Source organism: Cellulomonas sp., from assembly GCF_017744555.1.
In the GTDB taxonomy this organism is placed as follows: domain Bacteria; phylum Actinomycetota; class Actinomycetes; order Actinomycetales; family Cellulomonadaceae; genus Cellulomonas.
The window spans coordinates 92,808-109,468 of record NZ_JAGIBD010000001.1 but is presented as its reverse complement, the minus strand read 5'-3'; the positions used below and the strand labels follow the sequence as shown (position 1 = coordinate 109,468).

Annotated in this window: 12 protein-coding genes; 1 reads left to right on the top strand and 11 read right to left on the bottom strand. The window is 73.8% G+C overall.

Going from position 1 to position 16,661, the window contains the following annotated elements; genetic code table 11:
* Positions 1–53: 53 nt before the first annotated feature.
* From atzF to groL, 9 genes are all read right to left on the bottom strand, one after another.
* On the bottom strand, positions 54–1,868 hold the full coding sequence (atzF, locus tag J7523_RS00480; protein ID WP_291881121.1) for an allophanate hydrolase: 1,815 nt from the start codon (positions 1,866–1,868) through the stop codon (positions 54–56).
* A complete protein-coding gene (gene uca / locus J7523_RS00475) occupies positions 1,865–5,509 on the bottom strand; it encodes an urea carboxylase (protein ID WP_291881119.1) in 3,645 nt (1,214 codons plus the stop codon). Before uca ends, atzF begins: the two co-directional genes overlap by 4 nt.
* Positions 5,510–5,604: 95 nt before the next feature.
* On the bottom strand, positions 5,605–6,351 hold the full coding sequence (locus J7523_RS00470; protein WP_291881118.1) for a GntR family transcriptional regulator: 747 nt from the start codon (positions 6,349–6,351) through the stop codon (positions 5,605–5,607).
* A 64-nt stretch (positions 6,352–6,415) separates the two neighbouring features.
* Complete coding sequence (urtE, locus tag J7523_RS00465) at positions 6,416–7,114, bottom strand: urea ABC transporter ATP-binding subunit UrtE (RefSeq protein ID WP_291881115.1); 699 nt, start codon at positions 7,112–7,114, stop codon at positions 6,416–6,418.
* Positions 7,111–7,998: an urea ABC transporter ATP-binding protein UrtD gene (gene urtD / locus J7523_RS00460; protein ID WP_291881114.1), complete on the bottom strand. Its 888-nt coding sequence runs from the start codon at positions 7,996–7,998 to the stop codon at positions 7,111–7,113. Before urtD ends, urtE begins: the two co-directional genes overlap by 4 nt.
* Positions 7,995–9,137, bottom strand: coding sequence for an urea ABC transporter permease subunit UrtC (gene urtC, locus J7523_RS00455; RefSeq protein ID WP_291881112.1), 1,143 nt, complete (start codon positions 9,135–9,137; stop codon positions 7,995–7,997). The genes urtD and urtC overlap by 4 nt, the downstream gene beginning before the upstream one ends.
* A complete protein-coding gene (gene urtB / locus J7523_RS00450) occupies positions 9,134–10,018 on the bottom strand; it encodes an urea ABC transporter permease subunit UrtB (protein WP_291881111.1) in 885 nt (294 codons plus the stop codon). The genes urtC and urtB overlap by 4 nt, the downstream gene beginning before the upstream one ends.
* Positions 10,019–10,102: 84 nt before the next feature.
* Positions 10,103–11,350, bottom strand: a complete 1,248-nt coding sequence (gene urtA / locus J7523_RS00445; protein WP_291881109.1) for an urea ABC transporter substrate-binding protein — start codon at positions 11,348–11,350, stop codon at positions 10,103–10,105.
* Positions 11,351–11,858: 508 nt separating this feature from the next.
* The gene (gene groL / locus J7523_RS00440; RefSeq protein WP_291881107.1) at positions 11,859–13,484 is read right to left on the bottom strand and encodes a chaperonin GroEL; all 1,626 of its coding nucleotides are present in this window, start codon (positions 13,482–13,484) and stop codon (positions 11,859–11,861) included.
* Between the two features lie 272 nt (positions 13,485–13,756).
* Here groL and J7523_RS00435 point away from each other — a divergent pair, with 272 nt between their 5' ends.
* Positions 13,757–15,496, top strand: a complete 1,740-nt coding sequence (locus tag J7523_RS00435) for a glycoside hydrolase family 15 (protein WP_291881106.1) — start codon at positions 13,757–13,759, stop codon at positions 15,494–15,496.
* Between the two features lie 177 nt (positions 15,497–15,673).
* Here J7523_RS00435 and J7523_RS00430 read toward each other — a convergent pair whose 3' ends face one another.
* Positions 15,674–15,877 (bottom strand): cold-shock protein, encoded by a 204-nt coding sequence (locus J7523_RS00430; protein ID WP_291881104.1) that lies wholly within the window; start codon positions 15,875–15,877, stop codon positions 15,674–15,676.
* Positions 15,878–16,034: 157 nt separating this feature from the next.
* Positions 16,035–16,658: a LytR C-terminal domain-containing protein gene (locus J7523_RS00425; protein WP_291881103.1), complete on the bottom strand. Its 624-nt coding sequence runs from the start codon at positions 16,656–16,658 to the stop codon at positions 16,035–16,037.
* Positions 16,659–16,661 lie beyond the last annotated feature (3 nt).

The following is a 16,661-nucleotide window of genomic DNA, read 5'->3' as shown; positions in this document are numbered from 1 at the left end:
ACGTCGGCACCGGGACGTCGGCACCGGGACGTCGGCACCGGCCGGAGGCCGGGTCAGCCGACGGTGGGAAGGCCGCGGCGGAGCGCCTCGACCCACCCGCCGGCCGCGGTGACGTCCGCCGCCGCGGCACCGGCCTCGGCCGTGCAGCCGAACCCGACCACCCATGACCCGTCGGACAGCTCGACACGGCCCAGGCTCATGGGCGCGGGCAGCTCGGCGAGGAACCGGCCGAGCGCCCCCGACGAGAGGCGCCACACCTCGCCGGCGATCGGTGCTCCGCGGCCGGGGCCGGCGCGGACCAGGCCGGGCTTGCGGGGCACCGTGTCGAGCGCGACGAGCCGGTAGGCGTCGGACGTCCGGACGGAGGCCACGAACCGAGCCCCCAGGTCCTCGAGCTCGTGGTGCAGCGGCTGTCCGCGCAGGTGCGCCCCGACGACGAGCACGTCGACGCCTGCGTCGACGACGAGCGCGGCGTCCGGGTCGGCGACGAGAGCCGCGCCCGTGTCGGCGACGCGAGCGGCGCCCGGGTCGGCGACGAGAGCGTCGCCCGGGTCGGCGACGAGAGCGCCGGGGGCCGTGCTGCCGGCGAGCAGGCGCGCGGCGAGGTCGAGCGCGAGCTGGTCGTCGAACGCGCGGGACACGACGGTCACGCCGAACGGGCCGCCGTCGGCCTCCCCCGCCGGGACGGCGACGGCAGCGAGGTCGAGCAGGTTGACGAAGTTCGTGTAGGTGCCGAGCCGTCGGTTGATGCCGACGGGGTCGGCCTGGACGGCGGCGATGGTGGGGTGCTCGGTGGTGGTGGGCAGGAGCAGCAGGTCGCACCCGTCGAGCGCGGCGAGCGCGGCGGCGCGGGCGGCGTCGAGGCGGGCCCGGTCGGCGACGTACTCGGCGGCGGGGATCGCCGCGCCGGCGAGGATGATCGACGCGACGGTCGAGTCGGCGTCGGCGGGACCGGCCGCGAGGAACGGCCCGACGGCGTCGTACCGCTCGGCGAGGATCGCGCCGTCGTACAGGAGCCGGGCGGCGTCGAGCATGGGCGACACGTCGACCACCCGCACGGATGCCCCGGTCGCGGAGACGGCGGCGACCGCCGACGCGAAGGCTGTACGCCACCCGGGCGAGAGGGGGGCGAGGTCCGCGACGCGCGGCACGGCGACCACGGGGGCGGCCCGCAGCCCGAGCCGTACGTCGACCGGCCAGGTCCGCGCACCGCCGACCGCCATGAGCCGCGTCGCCAGCGCGCCGAGCTCGAGCCCGCGGGTGAACGTCGTGACGACGTCGTACGACCGGCACGCGGGGACCACGCCGGTGGTCGGCACGAGCCCGACGGTCGTCTTGATGCCGACGATCCCGCCGAACGCGGCGGGCACCCGGCCGGAGCCGGCGGTGTCGGTGCCGAGGCCGATGTCGGCGATGCCGAGGGCGACCGCGACGGCCGACCCGGAGCTGGACCCGCCGGACACCCGCTCGGGCAGGGTCGCGTGCCGGACGGCACCGTACGGGGACCGGGTCCCGACGAGCCCGGTCGCGAACTGGTCGAGGTTCGTCTTGCCGATCACCACGGCGCCGGCGTCGACGAGCCGCTGCACGGCGGGCGCCGAGACGGCCGCGGGGCCGGAGGCGAACGACGGGCAGGCGGCGGTCGTCGGGAGCCCGGCGACGTCGATGTTGTCCTTGACGGCGAGCGTCGTCCCGGCGAGCGGCAGGTCGGCACCGCCGGCGAGCGCGGCATCGACCGCCGCCGCCGCCTCGAGGGCGTCGTCCAGCGGCACGAGCGTGATCCACACCTCGGGCCGGTCGACCTCCGCGATCCGCGCGTAGGCCGCCCGGACGCGAGCGACCGCGGTCCCGGTCACGAGCACGGTCATGCGCCCACCGCCACGAGCGCGAGCGGGGTGCCCGGCGCGACGTGCTGCCCGGGTTCGACGAGCACCCGGAGCACCCGCCCGCCCGCGGGCGCGACGACGCCGAGCTCGAGCTTCATGGCCTCGAGGGCGACCAGCAGGTCGCCCTCGGCCACGACGTCGCCGACCTGCGCCTCGACCCGCCACACGCTGCCGACCATGGGCGCCTCGACGAGCACGCTCCCCTCGGGCACGTCGACCTCGGCGGGCAGCTCGGCCGCCGAGTCCGCCGGTTCGTCGGCGGGTCCGGAGAGCTCGCCCGCCGCCGCCCAGGCGGACCGTTCCGCAGCGAAGGCGTCGGCCTGGCGGGACTGGAACGCGGCGATGTCGTCGGAGTGCTCGGCCAGGAGCGCGAGGTGGTCGCGGTACGAGAACGTGCCGTGCTCGACCTCGACCTCCAGCCGCCCGGCGGCGAAGGCCTCCCGCTGCTCCAGCAGCTGGGCCGGTCCGACGGGGTGCCACACGATCCGGTCGAAGAACCGCAGCAACCACGGCTTGCCGGGTTCGAACACCCCGCGCTGGCGGTGCCCGGACCAGATGGGCACGGTGCGGCCCACGAGCTGGTACCCGCCGGGCGAGTCCATACCGTAGACGCACAGGTACTGGCCGCCGAGGCCCACGGTGTCGGACGCGGTCCACGTGCGGGCCGGGTTGTACTTGGTCGTCATGAGCCGGTGCCGCGGGTCGAGCGGCACGGCGAGCGGCGCGCCGAGGTACACGTCGCCGAGGCCCAGGACGAGGTACTCGGCCGAGGTCATCGTGCGGAGCACGTCGTCGGTCGAGGTCAGGCCGTTGATGCGGCGGACGAACTCGATGTTCGACGGCAGCCACGGCGCCGACGGCCGCACACCCGCCTGGTACCGCTCGACGGCCTCGCCGATCACGGGGTCGTCGAACGACAGCGGCAGGTGGATGCGGCGCGACGGGACGACGAGGTCGGCGGTCGCGGGCAGCCCGGCCTCGATCTCGACGAGCACGTCGACGAGCGCGGGGACGGTGAGCAGCGCCGGGTCGACGTGCACGTGCAGCGACCGGACACCCGGGGTGATGTCGACGACCCCGGGCAGGCCACGCGCGCGGAGGGCCTCGCCGAGCGCGTGCACGCGCATGCGCAGGCCGAGGTCGAGCACCATCGGGCCGTACTCGACGAGCACGTTGTCGTCGGCGCCGCGCAGGTAGACGACATCGGGCCGGTCGTCGTCACCGGCGACCCGGGCGAGCACCCCGTCGTCCCCGTCCGGACCGACCGGGAGCGACGCGGGGACCGACGCGAGCGCCCGCAGCGCGTCGGACGACCGCAGCGCGTCGGCGGTCGCCGCCGGGACGGGCACGAGGCGCACGGTGTCGCCGGGCCGGATCTGGCCGAGCTTCCAGCGGTGCCCGACCACGACGGTCACGGGGCACGCGAACCCGCCGAGGCTCGGCCCGTCGGGTCCGAGCAGGATCGGGGTGTCGCCGGAGACGTTGAGCGCGCCCACCGAGTACGGGTTGTCGTGCAGGTTCGACGGGTGCAGGCCGGCCTCGCCGCCGTCCGGCCGGGCCCACTGCGGCTTCGGCCCGGTGAGCCGGATGCCCGTGCGGTTGGCGTGGGTCTGCACCTGCCAGGTCGCGGAGTAGAGCATCGCCATGTCGTCGCGCGTGAAGTACGTCGGCGCAGGCTGCGGCCCCTCGGCGACGGCGAGCTCCCAGTCGTGCACGAGCTCGGGTCGGTCGGCGGACGGCACGATGGACGTCGGCCCGGCGGGCGCGACGCCCGGCACCAGCGTGTCGCCGAGCACGAGGGCCCGGCCGGTGTACCCGCCGAACCCGCCGAGCGAGAACGTCGACGCCGACCCGAGGTACTGCGGCACGTCGAGACCGCCCCTCACGAGCACGTACGTGCGCAGGCCGCGGTCGTGCGGCGCACCGACGTCGAGGACCCCGCCCGCGGGCACGACGACCGGCTCCCACTGCGGCACGGGCTCGCCGTCGACCGTGACGGGCGCGTCGGCACCGGTCACGCACACGACCGTCTCGTGGCTGAACCGCAGGCGCGGGCCCGTGAGCGTGCACTCCAGGCCGGGAGCACCCTCGGGGTTGCCGAGCGCGCGGTTGCCGAGCCGGAACGACAGGTCGTCCATCGGCCCCGACGGGGAGATGCCGACGTCCCAGTGCCCGAGCCGACCGGGCCAGTCCTGCACCGTGGTCATGACGCCGGGCCGGAGCACGTCGACCCAGGGCTCGTCGTCGACCACCCCGGCGAGGGTCCCGGTGGTGTGCGCCGCGTCGAGGACGGAACCGAGCCCGACGATCGTGCGCAGCAGCGGCAGGTTGGTGGCGATCCCGGCGATGCGGGTCCCGGCGAGGGCGGCCGCGGACGACGCGAACGCCTCCCGCCGGTCGGCGCCGTGCGTGATGACCTTCGCGAGCATCGGGTCGTAGTGGCTGGTCACCTCCTGCCCGGTCTCGGCCCACGCGTCGACGCGCACGTCGGACGGGTACACGACCTCGGTGAGCAGCCCGGCGCTCGGCCGGTAGTCCTTGCGCGGGTCCTCCGCGTAGACGCGCACCTCGACCGCGTGCCCCCGCACGGGCGGGCCGGACGCCGGGACGTCGTCGAGGAACGTCGTGTCGCCCTGCGCGAGTCGGAGCATCCATTCGACGAGGTCGACGCCGGTGACGAGCTCGGTCACGGGGTGCTCGACCTGCAGCCGCGTGTTGACCTCGAGGAACGACGCCTCGCCGCGGTCGACGTCGTACACGTACTCGACGGTGCCCGCCGAGCGGTAGCCGACGGACGCGGTCAGCGCCCGGGCGGACTCGTGCAGCCGCGCGCGCACGTCGTCTGGCAGCGCGGGCGCGGGGGCCTCCTCGACGACCTTCTGGTGGCGCCGCTGCAACGAGCAGTCCCGGTCGCCGAGGCTGACGACGCGGCCGGCGCCGTCGCCGAACACCTGCACCTCGAGGTGCCGCGCACGGGCGACGAACCGCTCCAGGAACACGCCGCTCGAGCCGAACGACGCCGACGCGACGCGCTGCACCTTCTCGTACGCGTCGACGAGCTCGGCCGGCCCGGCGCACGCCTGCATGCCGATGCCACCGCCGCCGCCGACCGCCTTGAGCATCACCGGGTAGCCGACGACCTCGGCCGCCGCGAGCGCCTCGTCGACGGTCGCGAGCAGCCCGGACCCCGGCACGAGCGGCACGTCGGCGGCGAGCGCGGCCTGCCGGGCCTGGTGCTTGTCGCCGAACACCGACAGGTGCGCGGGCGTCGGCCCGACGAACGCGAGCCCGGCCGCCTCGACGTGCCCCGCGAACGAGGCGTTCTCCGAGAGGAACCCGTAGCCCGGGTGGATCGCGCCGGCGCCCGTCTCGGCCGCGGCCTGCAGGACCAGGTCGGCGCGCAGGTAGCTCTCGACGGCAGGGGCTGGGCCGAGCCGGACCGCGACGTCCGCCAGACGCACGTGCGGGGCGGCGGCGTCCGCGTCCGAGTACACGGCGACCGTCTTGAGTCCCAGGTCGCGCGCGGTGCGCAGGATGCGGACGGCGATCTCGCCACGGTTGGCGACGAGCAGGGTGTCGAACACGGCGGTCCCCCGGATCGAGTGCGGCGTGGGTGTATACACCCCGGTATCCCGCACCGTACGGAGGCCGTGTTTCCCGCCCGACGTCCACGGGTAAACGCCGCGTTACGCGCGTCCGGGCGCGGCGAAGGGGCAGGTCAGCCTGCGAGCGCCATCCGGGTCATGGCCGCCGTCGCGCGCTCCATGACGACCTCGAGCGACTCGCCGACGTGCTTGTGCAGCGCGGTCAGGGCCTCGGGCAGCCGGCGGTCCAGGACGAGCTCGACGATCTCGATGTGCTCGTCGATGGTCGCCGCGATCCGGTCCGTCTCGACGAAGTCGTGCATCCGGACCGCCCGGATCTTCTGGTTGACGGCCACGAGGGCGTCCGTGAGCTGTGCGTTGCCCGACGACCGCGACAGCACCTGGTGGTACCGCTCGTCGAGCAGCACGAAGCTCGGGTCGGGCTCGGGCGGCGTCACGCGCAGCGCGTACCAGCGGTCGAGCTCCTCGCGCAGCGCGGCCTCGTCGTGCCGCACCTCGGGGTTCTCGATGGCACGCGCGATGCCGCGCAGCTCGAGGGTGATCCGCAGCTCGTACAGGTTGCGCAGGTCCTCGAGGCTCGGCACGACGACCGCGTAGCCGAAGTCCGTGCGCTCCACGAGCCCGTCGGACAGGAGCCGCGACAGCGCCTCGCGCACGGGCGTGCGGGACACGTCGAACGCCTTGCCGAGCTTGGGCTCGGTGAGCCGCTCGCGCGGCGAGATGCGGCCGTTGAGGATCTCGTCGCGCAGCCGGTGGTAGACGACCTCGCGCAGCGAGCGGGCGGCGTCCGCACGCTCGTCGCCGGCTGTCTCGCCCTGCCCGACGACCCCGGACAGGGCGCCCGTCCGACCCGTGCTCATGCCCACGAACTGTAGCCCTCCCCCGGTCCGCCGCCGCGGACGTCGACCCCTGTCCACGACCCCGTCACAGCGCCATCGCGGCCCGCACGTCGGCCTCCTGGTCCGCCCCGCCCGCACCGGTCCGGGTGACCCGGCCCGACTCGAGCACGTAGTAGCGCCCGGCGGCGGCCAGCGCGAAGCCCACGTGCTGCTCGACGAGCAGCACCGCCAGCCCGCCCGCGCGTGTGAGCGTCCCGACGGCGTCCTCGATCTCCTGCACGACGGACGGCTGGATGCCCTCCGTCGGCTCGTCGAGGATCAGCACGCGCGGACCCGTGAGCAGCGCCCGCGCGATCGCGAGCTGCTGTCGCTGCCCGCCCGAGAGCAGACCGGCGCGGCGTCCGAGGAGCGAGCGCAACGCCGGGAACAGGTCGAGCGCGTCGTCCATCCGGCCGGCCGCCGATGCGCCGGCACCGTCCGCGACGAGCTGCAGGTTCTCGCGCGCGGTGAGCTGACCGAACGCCTGCTGCCCCTGCGGCACGTACGCGAGCCCGCGGCGCACACGCTGGTGCGGACGCAGCCCCGTGACGTCCTCGCCGTCGAGCGTGACCCGTCCGCTGCGGACCGGCAGCAGGCCGACGGCCGCCCGCAGGAGCGTCGTCTTGCCCGCGCCGTTGTGGCCCATCACCGCGGTGACGCCGCCGTCGTCGACCGCGACGTCGACGCCGTGCACCACGGACGTGCGCCCGTAGCCGACGTGGACACCCGTGAGCTCCAGCATCATGCGCCTCCCGTCTCGTCCCCGGCGCGCTCCGCCGGAACCGCGCCCCGTGAGCCCGTCCCCCGCGTCCCGGCCGCCCGTCCCAGGTACACCTCGACGACCCGTGGGTCGGCCTGCACCTGCGCGACCGTCCCCTCGCTGAGCACGCGGCCCTGGTGCAGGACGGTGACGGACGAGGCGAACGACCGCAGGAACTCCATGTCGTGCTCGACGACGACGACGGTCCGCTGCTCCCCGATCCGCTGCAGCAGCTTCCCGGTCTCCTCGCGCTCGGCCTGGCTCATCCCGGCGACGGGCTCGTCGAGCAGCAGCAGCCGCGCGTCCTGCACGAGCAGCATCCCGATCTCGAGCCATTGCTTCTGACCGTGCGCGAGCACCCCGGCGGGCGTGTCCCGCAGGTGCGTGAGGCCGACGGTCTCGAGGGCCGCGTCGACCGTCTCGGGCACCGTGCGGCGGCGGCGAATCAGGGACCACGCGCCGCGACCCGCGCCCGCGGCGATGTCGAGGTTCTGCAGCACGCTGAGCTCGTCGAACACGGACGCCGTCTGGAACGTGCGGCCGACGCCGGCCCGGGCGACCTTGTGCGACGCACGCCCGACGAGCTCGACGCCGCCGAACCGCACCGACCCCGTCGCGGGCGCGAGGCCCGTGATGGCGTCGACGATGGTCGTCTTGCCGGCGCCGTTCGGGCCGATGAGGAACCGCAGGTCGCCCTGCGTCACCGTGAGGTCGACGCCGTCGACGGCGACGAAGCCGTCGAACACCACGCGCAGGTCGCGGATCTCCAGGTAGTCATGACGGAACCGGGCTGGTGGTGCCGCGATGACGGTCTCGAGGGCCTGCACGTCGAGCGTGGCCTCCCCGGGTGGGGTGACGTCGTCGGTCATGCCGTCCTCCCGGTCAGGCTGTCGGCGGGGTCGTGCTCCTGCTCGTCGTGCGGGTCGCTGCGCGGCGTGCCGTCGTCAGGCCCGCCGGACTCGTCATCCGGGGTCCCCGGACCGGCGCGACGCCGCCGCCACACCTGACCCAGCGTGGCGAGCCCGTTGGGCAGGAACGCGACGACGCCGATGAACAGCGCGCCCTGGAAGTAGGTCCAGAACGACGGGAACTGCTCGGACAGGCTCGTCTCGGCCCAGGACACGGCGATGGCCCCGAGCACCGGACCGAGCAGCGTGGCCCGGCCGCCGATCGCGACGCCCACGAGGAACGCGATGGACGGCACCACGCCGACGTCGGCGGGCGAGATGATGCCGACGATCGGCGTGAACAGCGCGCCTCCGATCGCCGCGAAGCACGCCGCGGTGGCGTACGCGACGACCTTGACGCCCGCCGGGTCGTACCCGAGGAACCGCACACGGTTCTCCTGGTCGCGCACCGCGACGAGCAGCTCGCCCCACCGCGAGCGCATGAGCAGCCGCGTGACCGCGACCATCACCAGCAGCACGCCGGCGGCGATGAAGTAGAGCATCCGCTTGTTCACCGGGTCCGACAGCGTGAAGCCGAAGAAGGACTTGAAGCCGTTGAGGCCGTTGGTGCCGCCGGTGACCTTCTGCTGGCCGATGAGCAGGATCGCGAACGCCGCCGCGAGCGCCTGCGACAGGATCGCGAAGTACGCGCCGCGCACGCGCCGCTTGAACACCGCGAGGCCCAGCAGCGCGGCGAGCCCGGTGGGGACGACGAGGATCGCGACGACCGTGACGACCGGGTCCCGGAACGGCTCCCACCAGCCCGGCACCGTGCCGTCGCCGTACAGCAGCATGAAGTCGGGCACCCCGCCGGGGCCGGCGTCGGCGAGCTTGAGGTGCATCGCCATGAGGTACCCGCCGAGCCCGAAGAACACGCCCTGGCCGAGCGTGAGCATGCCGCCGCGCCCCCAGGCCAGGCCGATGCCGACGGCGACCATCGCGAGGCACAGGAACTTCGCGAGCAGGTTGAGCCGGAAGTCGGACAGCGCACCGGGCGCCACGACGAACAGCAGCACGGCGGCGACCGCGAACCCGCCCCACAGCCGGATCCGCGCGCTCATGCCAGGCTCCGCGACCGGACCGACACGAGCCCCTGCGGCCTGACCTGCAGGAATGCGACGATGACGACGAACACGAGGACCTTCGCGATCGACGCGGTGGTCGAGTACTCGAACGTGGCCTGCAGCAGCCCGAGCGCGAGCGCCGCGATCGCCGCACCCTTGAGCTGCCCGATGCCGCCGACCACGACCACGAGGAACGCGTCGACGATGTAGCTCGTGCCGAGCGTCGGGCCGATCGACCCGAGCAGCGTGAGCGCGACCCCGGCGACACCCGCGACGCCCGAGCCGATGAAGAACGTGAGCCTGTCGGTGCCGCGGGTGCTGATGCCCGACGTCTCTGCGAGGTCCCGGTTCTGCACCGTGGCCCGGATGCGGCGGCCGAGCGGCGTCAGCTTGAGCACGAGCGCCAGGGCGGCGAGGCAGACGGCTGCGAGCGCGAGGATGAACAGCCGCGTCTTCGGCACGCCCACGCCGAGCACCTGCACCGCGCCCGACAGCCAGGTCGGCGCGCGGACGTCGACGTTGGGGGCGCCGAACACGTCGCGCGCCGCCTGCTGCAGCACGAGTGCGACGCCGAACGTCACCAGGAGCGTGTCGAGCGGTCGGCGGTACATCCGTGAGATCAGCGTGACCTCGAGCAGCAGACCCAGGAGGCCGCCCACGAGGAACCCGACGACGAGGCTGACGAGCAGCGACACCCCGGCGTCCGCGACGATCCCCTGGACCACGTACGCCGTGTACGCGCCCGCCATCATGAACTCGCCGTGCGCCATGTTGATGACGCCCATCTGACCGAACGTCAGCGCCAGGCCGAGCGCCGCGAGCAGCAGCACCGACCCGAGGCTCAGCCCGGCGAACAGCTGTGAGACGAGGGCATCCATCCTGGCCCGTCCTTCCGTCGAAGATGACCGAGGGGCGGTGACCCGGCGCCACAGAGGGTGCGCCGGGCCACCGCGATCGGGGGGTCAGGACAGGTCGGCGGCCCAGTCGTAGCCCTCGAGGAACGGGTCGGGCTCGATGGGCTCCTTCGACGACCACTCGGTGTAGATCAGCCCGTCCGGGCCGATCTTGCCGATGAGCGCCGTCTTGGCGATGTGGTGGTTCTCGCCGTTGACGGTGACCGTGCCCTCGGGGGCGTCGAAGCTCACGCCACCGGCCGCCTCCTGGACCGCCGCGACGTCGAACGACTTGGCCTTCTCGACCATGCCCTTCCACAGGTACAGCGACGTGTACGCGGCCTCCATCGGGTCGCTCGTCACGCGGTCCGCGCCGTACTTGGCCTTGAACGCGGCGACGAACTTCTCGTTCGCCGGGCTGTCGACCGTCTGGTAGTAGTTCCACGCCGTGAGCTGGCCGGCGACGTTGTCGACGCCGATGCCGCCGACCTCCTCCTCGGCGATCGACACCGACACGACCGGCAGCGTGTCCGCGGCCAGGCCGACGTTCTTGTACTCCTTGAAGAACGCCACGTTGGAGTCGCCGTTGAGGGTGTTGAACACCGCGTCCGCGCCCGAGCCCTTGAGCTTCGTGACGATCGTCGAGAAGTCCGTGTGCCCGAGCGGGGCGTACTCCTCGCCGACGATCTCGATCCCGTTCGCCTTGGCGTAGGCGACGATCTCCTTGTTCGCCGTGCGGGGGAACACGTAGTCCGACCCGACGAGGAACACCTTCTTCTTGCCCTGCTCCTTGAGGTAGTCCATCGCCGGGATGATCTGCTGGTTCGTCGTGGCGCCCGTGTAGAAGATGTTCTTCGACGCCTCGAGCCCCTCGTACTGCACGGGGTAGAACAGCAGCGAGTTCTTCGACTCGAACACCGGCAGCATCGCCTTGCGGGACGACGAGGTCCACCCGCCGAACACCGCCGCGACGCAGTCGGACGAGATGAGCTTCTCGGCCTTCTCCGCGAACACCGTGGGCTCCGACGCGCCGTCCTCGGCGACCACGTCGAGCTGCTTGCCGAGCACGCCGCCCGCGGCGTTGATCTCCTCCGCGGCCATGTCGAGGCTGTCGCGGACCGTCTGCTCGGAGATGGCCATGGTGCCGGACAGCGAGTTGAGGAACCCGATCTTGATCGAGTCGCCCGACGTGTCGACGCACGACGAGCCGGACGCGGTGCCGGTGCCGCCCGCCTCGGGCTCGTCGGCCGTGCGGGCGCCGCAGGCGGCGAGGCCGAGGGCCAGCGCCGCGGCGGCGGGGAGGGCGAGTGCGCGCATGAGAGGTCTGGTCAAGGGAGGTGCCTTTCGCTGGGGACCCACGGGGGACTCACGGGCGGAACCGGACCGGGCACCTCGGGAGCGACGCGACACCGCGCTGTGTCCCGCGCTGTATACATCCCTGTGCCCATGTCCGACGACGCTAGGGAGCCGGTGTTTCGGCGAGGGGTGACGCGGCGTAAACGGTCTGTTTCCCGGACGTCCCGATCCGGTCACGACGGCCTCCTCGCTCCCTGCATCTCCTCCCGGCTCGCCGAGTTCGTGGCTTCCAGCCGAGTTCGGTGCTGACAACGCACGAACTCGACGACAACCCACGAACTCGGGCCCGCGGAGGTCCGGCGGGAGGGGGGTGGGGTGGGGTGGGAGTCGGACCGGGGTGGGAGTCGGACCGGGGTGGGAGTCCGGCGGGCCGGCGGCGGGCACGACGAAGGGCCGGCCACCCGGAGGTGACCGGCCCTTCGTGTCGTGCTGGTGCGGCCCGTCAGGCCGCGTGACTCACGTCAGCGGGTCAGAAGCCGCCGCCGAAGTCCTCGCCACCGCCGGGGCCGGCCGGGGCGGCCTTCTCCGGCTTGTCGGCCACGACGGCCTCGGTGGTGAGGAAGAGCGCGGCGATCGACGCCGCGTTCTGCAGCGCGGAGCGCGTGACCTTCACCGGGTCGTTGACGCCCGCGGCCAGCAGGTCCTCGTACTCGTTGGTCGCGGCGTTGAGGCCGTGACCCGTCGGGAGGTTGCGGACCTTCTCGGCCACGACGCCGCCCTCGAGACCGGCGTTGACGGCGATCTGCTTGAGCGGGGCCTCGATCGCGAGCTTGACGATCGCGGCACCGGTGGCCTCGTCACCCTCGAGCTCGAGCTTCTCGAACGCGAGCGCACCGGCCTGGATGAGCGCGACGCCACCACCGGCGACGATGCCCTCCTCGACGGCCGCCTTGGCGTTGCGGACGGCGTCCTCGATGCGGTGCTTGCGCTCCTTGAGCTCGACCTCGGTGGCCGCGCCCGCCTTGATGACGGCCACGCCGCCGGCGAGCTTGGCGAGGCGCTCCTGCAGCTTCTCGCGGTCGTAGTCCGAGTCCGAGTTCTCGATCTCGGCGCGGATCTGGTTCACGCGACCGGCGATCTGCGCGGCGTCGCCGGCACCCTCGACGATCGTGGTCTCGTCCTTGGTCACGACGACCTTGCGGGCCGTGCCGAGAACCTCGAGGCCGACGTTCTCGAGCTTGAGGCCGACGGTCTCGGAGACGACCTGGCCGCCCGTGAGGATGGCCATGTCCTGCAGCATCGCCTTGCGGCGGTCGCCGAAGCCCGGGGCCTTGACGGCGACGGACTTGAACGTGCCACGGATCTTGTTGACGACGAGCGTCGGCAGGGCCTCGCCCTCGACGTCCTCGGCCACGACGAACAGCGGCTTGCCGGCCTGGATGACCTTCTCCAGCAGCGGGAGGAAGTCCTTGACGTTCGAGATCTTGCCCTCGACGAGCAGGACGTACGCGTCCTCGAGGACGGCCTCCTGACGCTCGGGGTCGGTCACGAAGTACGCCGACAGGTAGCCCTTGTCGAAGCGCATGCCCTCGGTGAGCTCGAGCTCGAGGCCCAGCGCGCTGGACTCCTCGACGGTGATGACGCCCTCCTTGCCCACCTTGTCGAGGGCCTCGGCGATGAGCTCGCCGATCGCGGTGTCACCGGCGGAGATGGCGGCCGTGGCGGCGATCTCCTCCTTGGTCTCGATCTCCTTGGCCTGCGCGAGGAGCTGCGTCGTGACGGCCTCGACGGCCTTCTCGATGCCCTTCTTCAGCGCGATCGGGTTCGCACCCGCGGCCACGTTGCGCAGGCCCTCGCGGACGAGCGCCTGGGCGAGGACGGTCGCCGTCGTCGTGCCGTCACCGGCGACGTCGTCGGTCTTCTTGGCGACCTCCTTGACGAGCTCCGCGCCGATCTTCTCGTACGGGTCGTCGAGCTCGATCTCCTTGGCGATGGAGACGCCGTCGTTGGTGATCGTGGGGGCGCCCCACTTCTTGTCCAGGACGACGTTGCGGCCCTTCGGGCCGAGGGTGACCTTGACGGTGTCGGCGAGGGTGTTCAGACCCCGCTCGATGCCGCGGCGGGCCTCCTCGTTGAAGGCAATGATCTTGGCCATGGGGCTGTGATCCTTCACTGGTTCGTGGGGTGGCCGCGGGGTGCCCGCGACGGACGGCCTGTCACCTGCGGTCATGTCCCGCAGTCGACGGACCTCACCGAGCGGCCGGTGCTTCTGTCACTCTCCACCGGAGAGTGCTAAGACACATGGTTAGCACTCGACCCCCGAGAGTGCAAGGCGCGTTCGCCCTCGACGCAGCGCCCGCGCCTCGCCCGGACAGCACCCGGACAGGACCTGGACACCCGTCCGTGGGCCGGGTCTAGGGTGCGCGTGTGCAGGATCACGCCGCCGTGGTCGACGACGACGCGTCTGCCGTCGTCGCGCCCGACGCGCCCGCGGTGCTCCTGCTGGACCGCCCGGACGCCGGACCCGACGCCGCACCCGCACCCGCACCGCCGGCCGCACCCGCACCCCTGGCCCTGAGCGACGCAGCACGCGACCGTGCGCACGGGCCGCCGAGCACGCGGCGCGGCCGACGCGGACGCGGCACCCGCACCGCCGCCGCCCCCGACGCCAACGCCTTCGTCGTCCAGGAGCCGCCCCGGGACCACCGCCGTCGGTCGCGACCCGCCGCGTCCCGGCGGGCGCTCGCCCGGTCGGCGGCCGCCGCGACCGCCGCCGTCCTCCTCGGCGCGGCCGTCGCCCCGCACGCCACCGCCCCCACGGCCCCGTCGGACGATCCGGTACCTGCCCGGCTGCCGGCGTACGCGCACATCGACCTGTACCAGGAGGGCGTCACGGTCGGAGCGGGCGGTCGGCGCGCCGCTGTCGCGCCCGGCAGCGCCGCGCCGTTCTTCGCGGGCACGCACGTGCTCGACCCGGCCGCGGTGACGCTCGTCGACGCCTTGGGCGGACTGCCGCGGACCGCCTCGTCCCCGGGCTCGTCCCGGGCCGACGCCGCACAGCGGGCCGCCGGGCAGCGCGCGTGGCTCGCGGCGGGCACGGTCCCGGGCGCGGGCGGGCCGTACGAGGACATGGCCCGCGCTGCGCTGCTCGACCTGCACACGCTGGTGCTGCCCGGCGGGGCGGCAGTCGCGGGCTGGTCGCCGCGGTGGCGGTACGTGTGGCCGCGCGACTCCGCGTTCGTCGCCGTCGCGCTGGCCCGCACGGGGCACGTGGACGACGCGCTCGACGTGCTGGGCTTCCTGGACCGGGTGCAGGCCGGCGACGGCTCGTTCGAGGCCCGCTACGAGCCGGACGGGTCCGGACCGCCCGACGACCGCGGCCTGCAGACCGACGGCACAGGCTGGGCGCTGTGGGCGGCCGGCACCGTGCTCGCCGAGGTCCCCGACGCCGACGAGCGCCGCACCGCCGCCGCGCAGCTGCGCCCGCTCGTCGTCCGCTCGACGCAGCACGCGCTCGACCTCGTCGCCCGCACGGGCCTGCCGCCCGCGTCCGCCGACTACTGGGAGACGCCCGAGCAGGAGCTCACGCTCGGCACGGCCGCGCCGATCGTCGCGGGACTGGAGCAGGCGGCGACCGTCCTGCCGCTCACGGGCGACACCGCCCTGGCCCGCTCGGCCGCCGCCGCCGCTGCACGGTCCCGCGTCGAGCTCGTCCGCGCGTTCGCGCCCACCGGGTACGCCCGGTACGCCGCCGGGGGGCACCGCGACGCGGCCACCGCGTTCCTCCTGCCGCCGTTCCTGCGCGTGCCGCCGCCCGGCGCGCGCACCGCGTGGCGCGAGTCGGCGCCGACCATGGTGCGGCCCGCGAACGGGCTCGCGCCCGGCGCCGACTGGCGCGACGACGGCATCTCGTGGACCCCGCAGACGTCCCTGTACGCGTGGCTGGCCGCCGAGTCGGGCGACGCGCCGCTCGCCCACGGGTGGCTCGACTTCCTCGACGCACACCGGACCTCGACGGGGTCGATCCCCGAGAAGGTCCTCGCCGACGGCTCCCCCGCAGCCGTCGCGCCGCTCGCATGGAGCGCCGCGTGCGCGCTCCTCGCGCTCGACGCCCTGGACCGGCGCGACGACGACCTGCGCGCGTCCGACCTCCCGCCGCTCGGCTGACCGGGCCGGCACCAGCAGCCCGCACACGCAGCCCGGCACATGCACCCCCGCACACGGAGCCCGGCACGCGCACCCCGCACGCGCGAGGGCCCCGCACCAGCAGGTGCGGGGCCCTCGTCGGGACGTGCTCGGGTGGGTGGCCGGTCCGCCGTCGAGGGCGGTCCGGCCCGGGGTGTGTCAGAGCGGGCGGACCTGCTCGGCCTGCGGGCCCTTGGTGCCCTGCCCGACCTCGAAGTCGACCTGCTGACCCTCTTCGAGGGTCCGGTAGCCGTCCACCTGGATGGCGCTGAAATGCACGAAGAGGTCCTGCCCTCCGTCGGCGGGGGTGATGAACCCGTACCCCTTCTCGCCGTTGAACCACTTCACGGTGCCCTGGGCCATGCCGTACTCCTCGCCGTTCGTTGCGCGGTGCGCTCCGCCGGCGCCCCGGTGCGGCGAGCCTAGTGGGCAGGAGGGCCGCTCGACCAGGGCTGGCGTTCGGCTCGTCACCCGTCCGGTCCGGTGCGCGGGGGCCAGCCCGGGCCGGCGACGGTGCAGATCAGGCGGACGGATCGCTCACGAGCACCACGGAGATGCCGTCGCCGGCGTCCGTCGCCGACAGCGTCACGGTCGTGACGCCGAGCGCCTGACCGACCGCGGTCGCGGTGTCCTTGAGGTCCTCGCTGGCGTAGTACACGGTGTTCTGCGCCGGCTTGGTCCCGGTCACGTTGCCCGTGTCGACGGTCGTGAAGCCGGCGTCGGTGAGCTTCTTGGCCTGGTCGCCGGCGAGCCCCTTGATCCCGGCGCCGTTGAGCACCTGGACGGGGGTGGTGAGGACCGGTGTGGGTGCGGGCGGCTCGGCCGTCGCCGGGGGCTCCTCGGTGCCGGTGCCGGTGCCGTCGGCGGGTGCCTCGGTGCCGTCGCCCGGGTCGCTGGTCTCGTCGTCCTCGGGCGCGGTGACGCCCGAGTCCTTGGCGTCGTTCATCGAGCTGTCGTTGACCATCCCCCAGACCGTCACGGCACCGAACGCGAGCAGCGGTGCCAGCACGACGACGGCGAGGAACGGCCACCAGCGGCTCCACGTGCTGCGCGGGGCGCGGTGGACGCCGCGCGGGACGTCTGGGTCGGCGTCGGCGGCGCGGTCGAACTCGTCGTCCGGGTACGGGTAGTCGGCCTTGCTCACGGC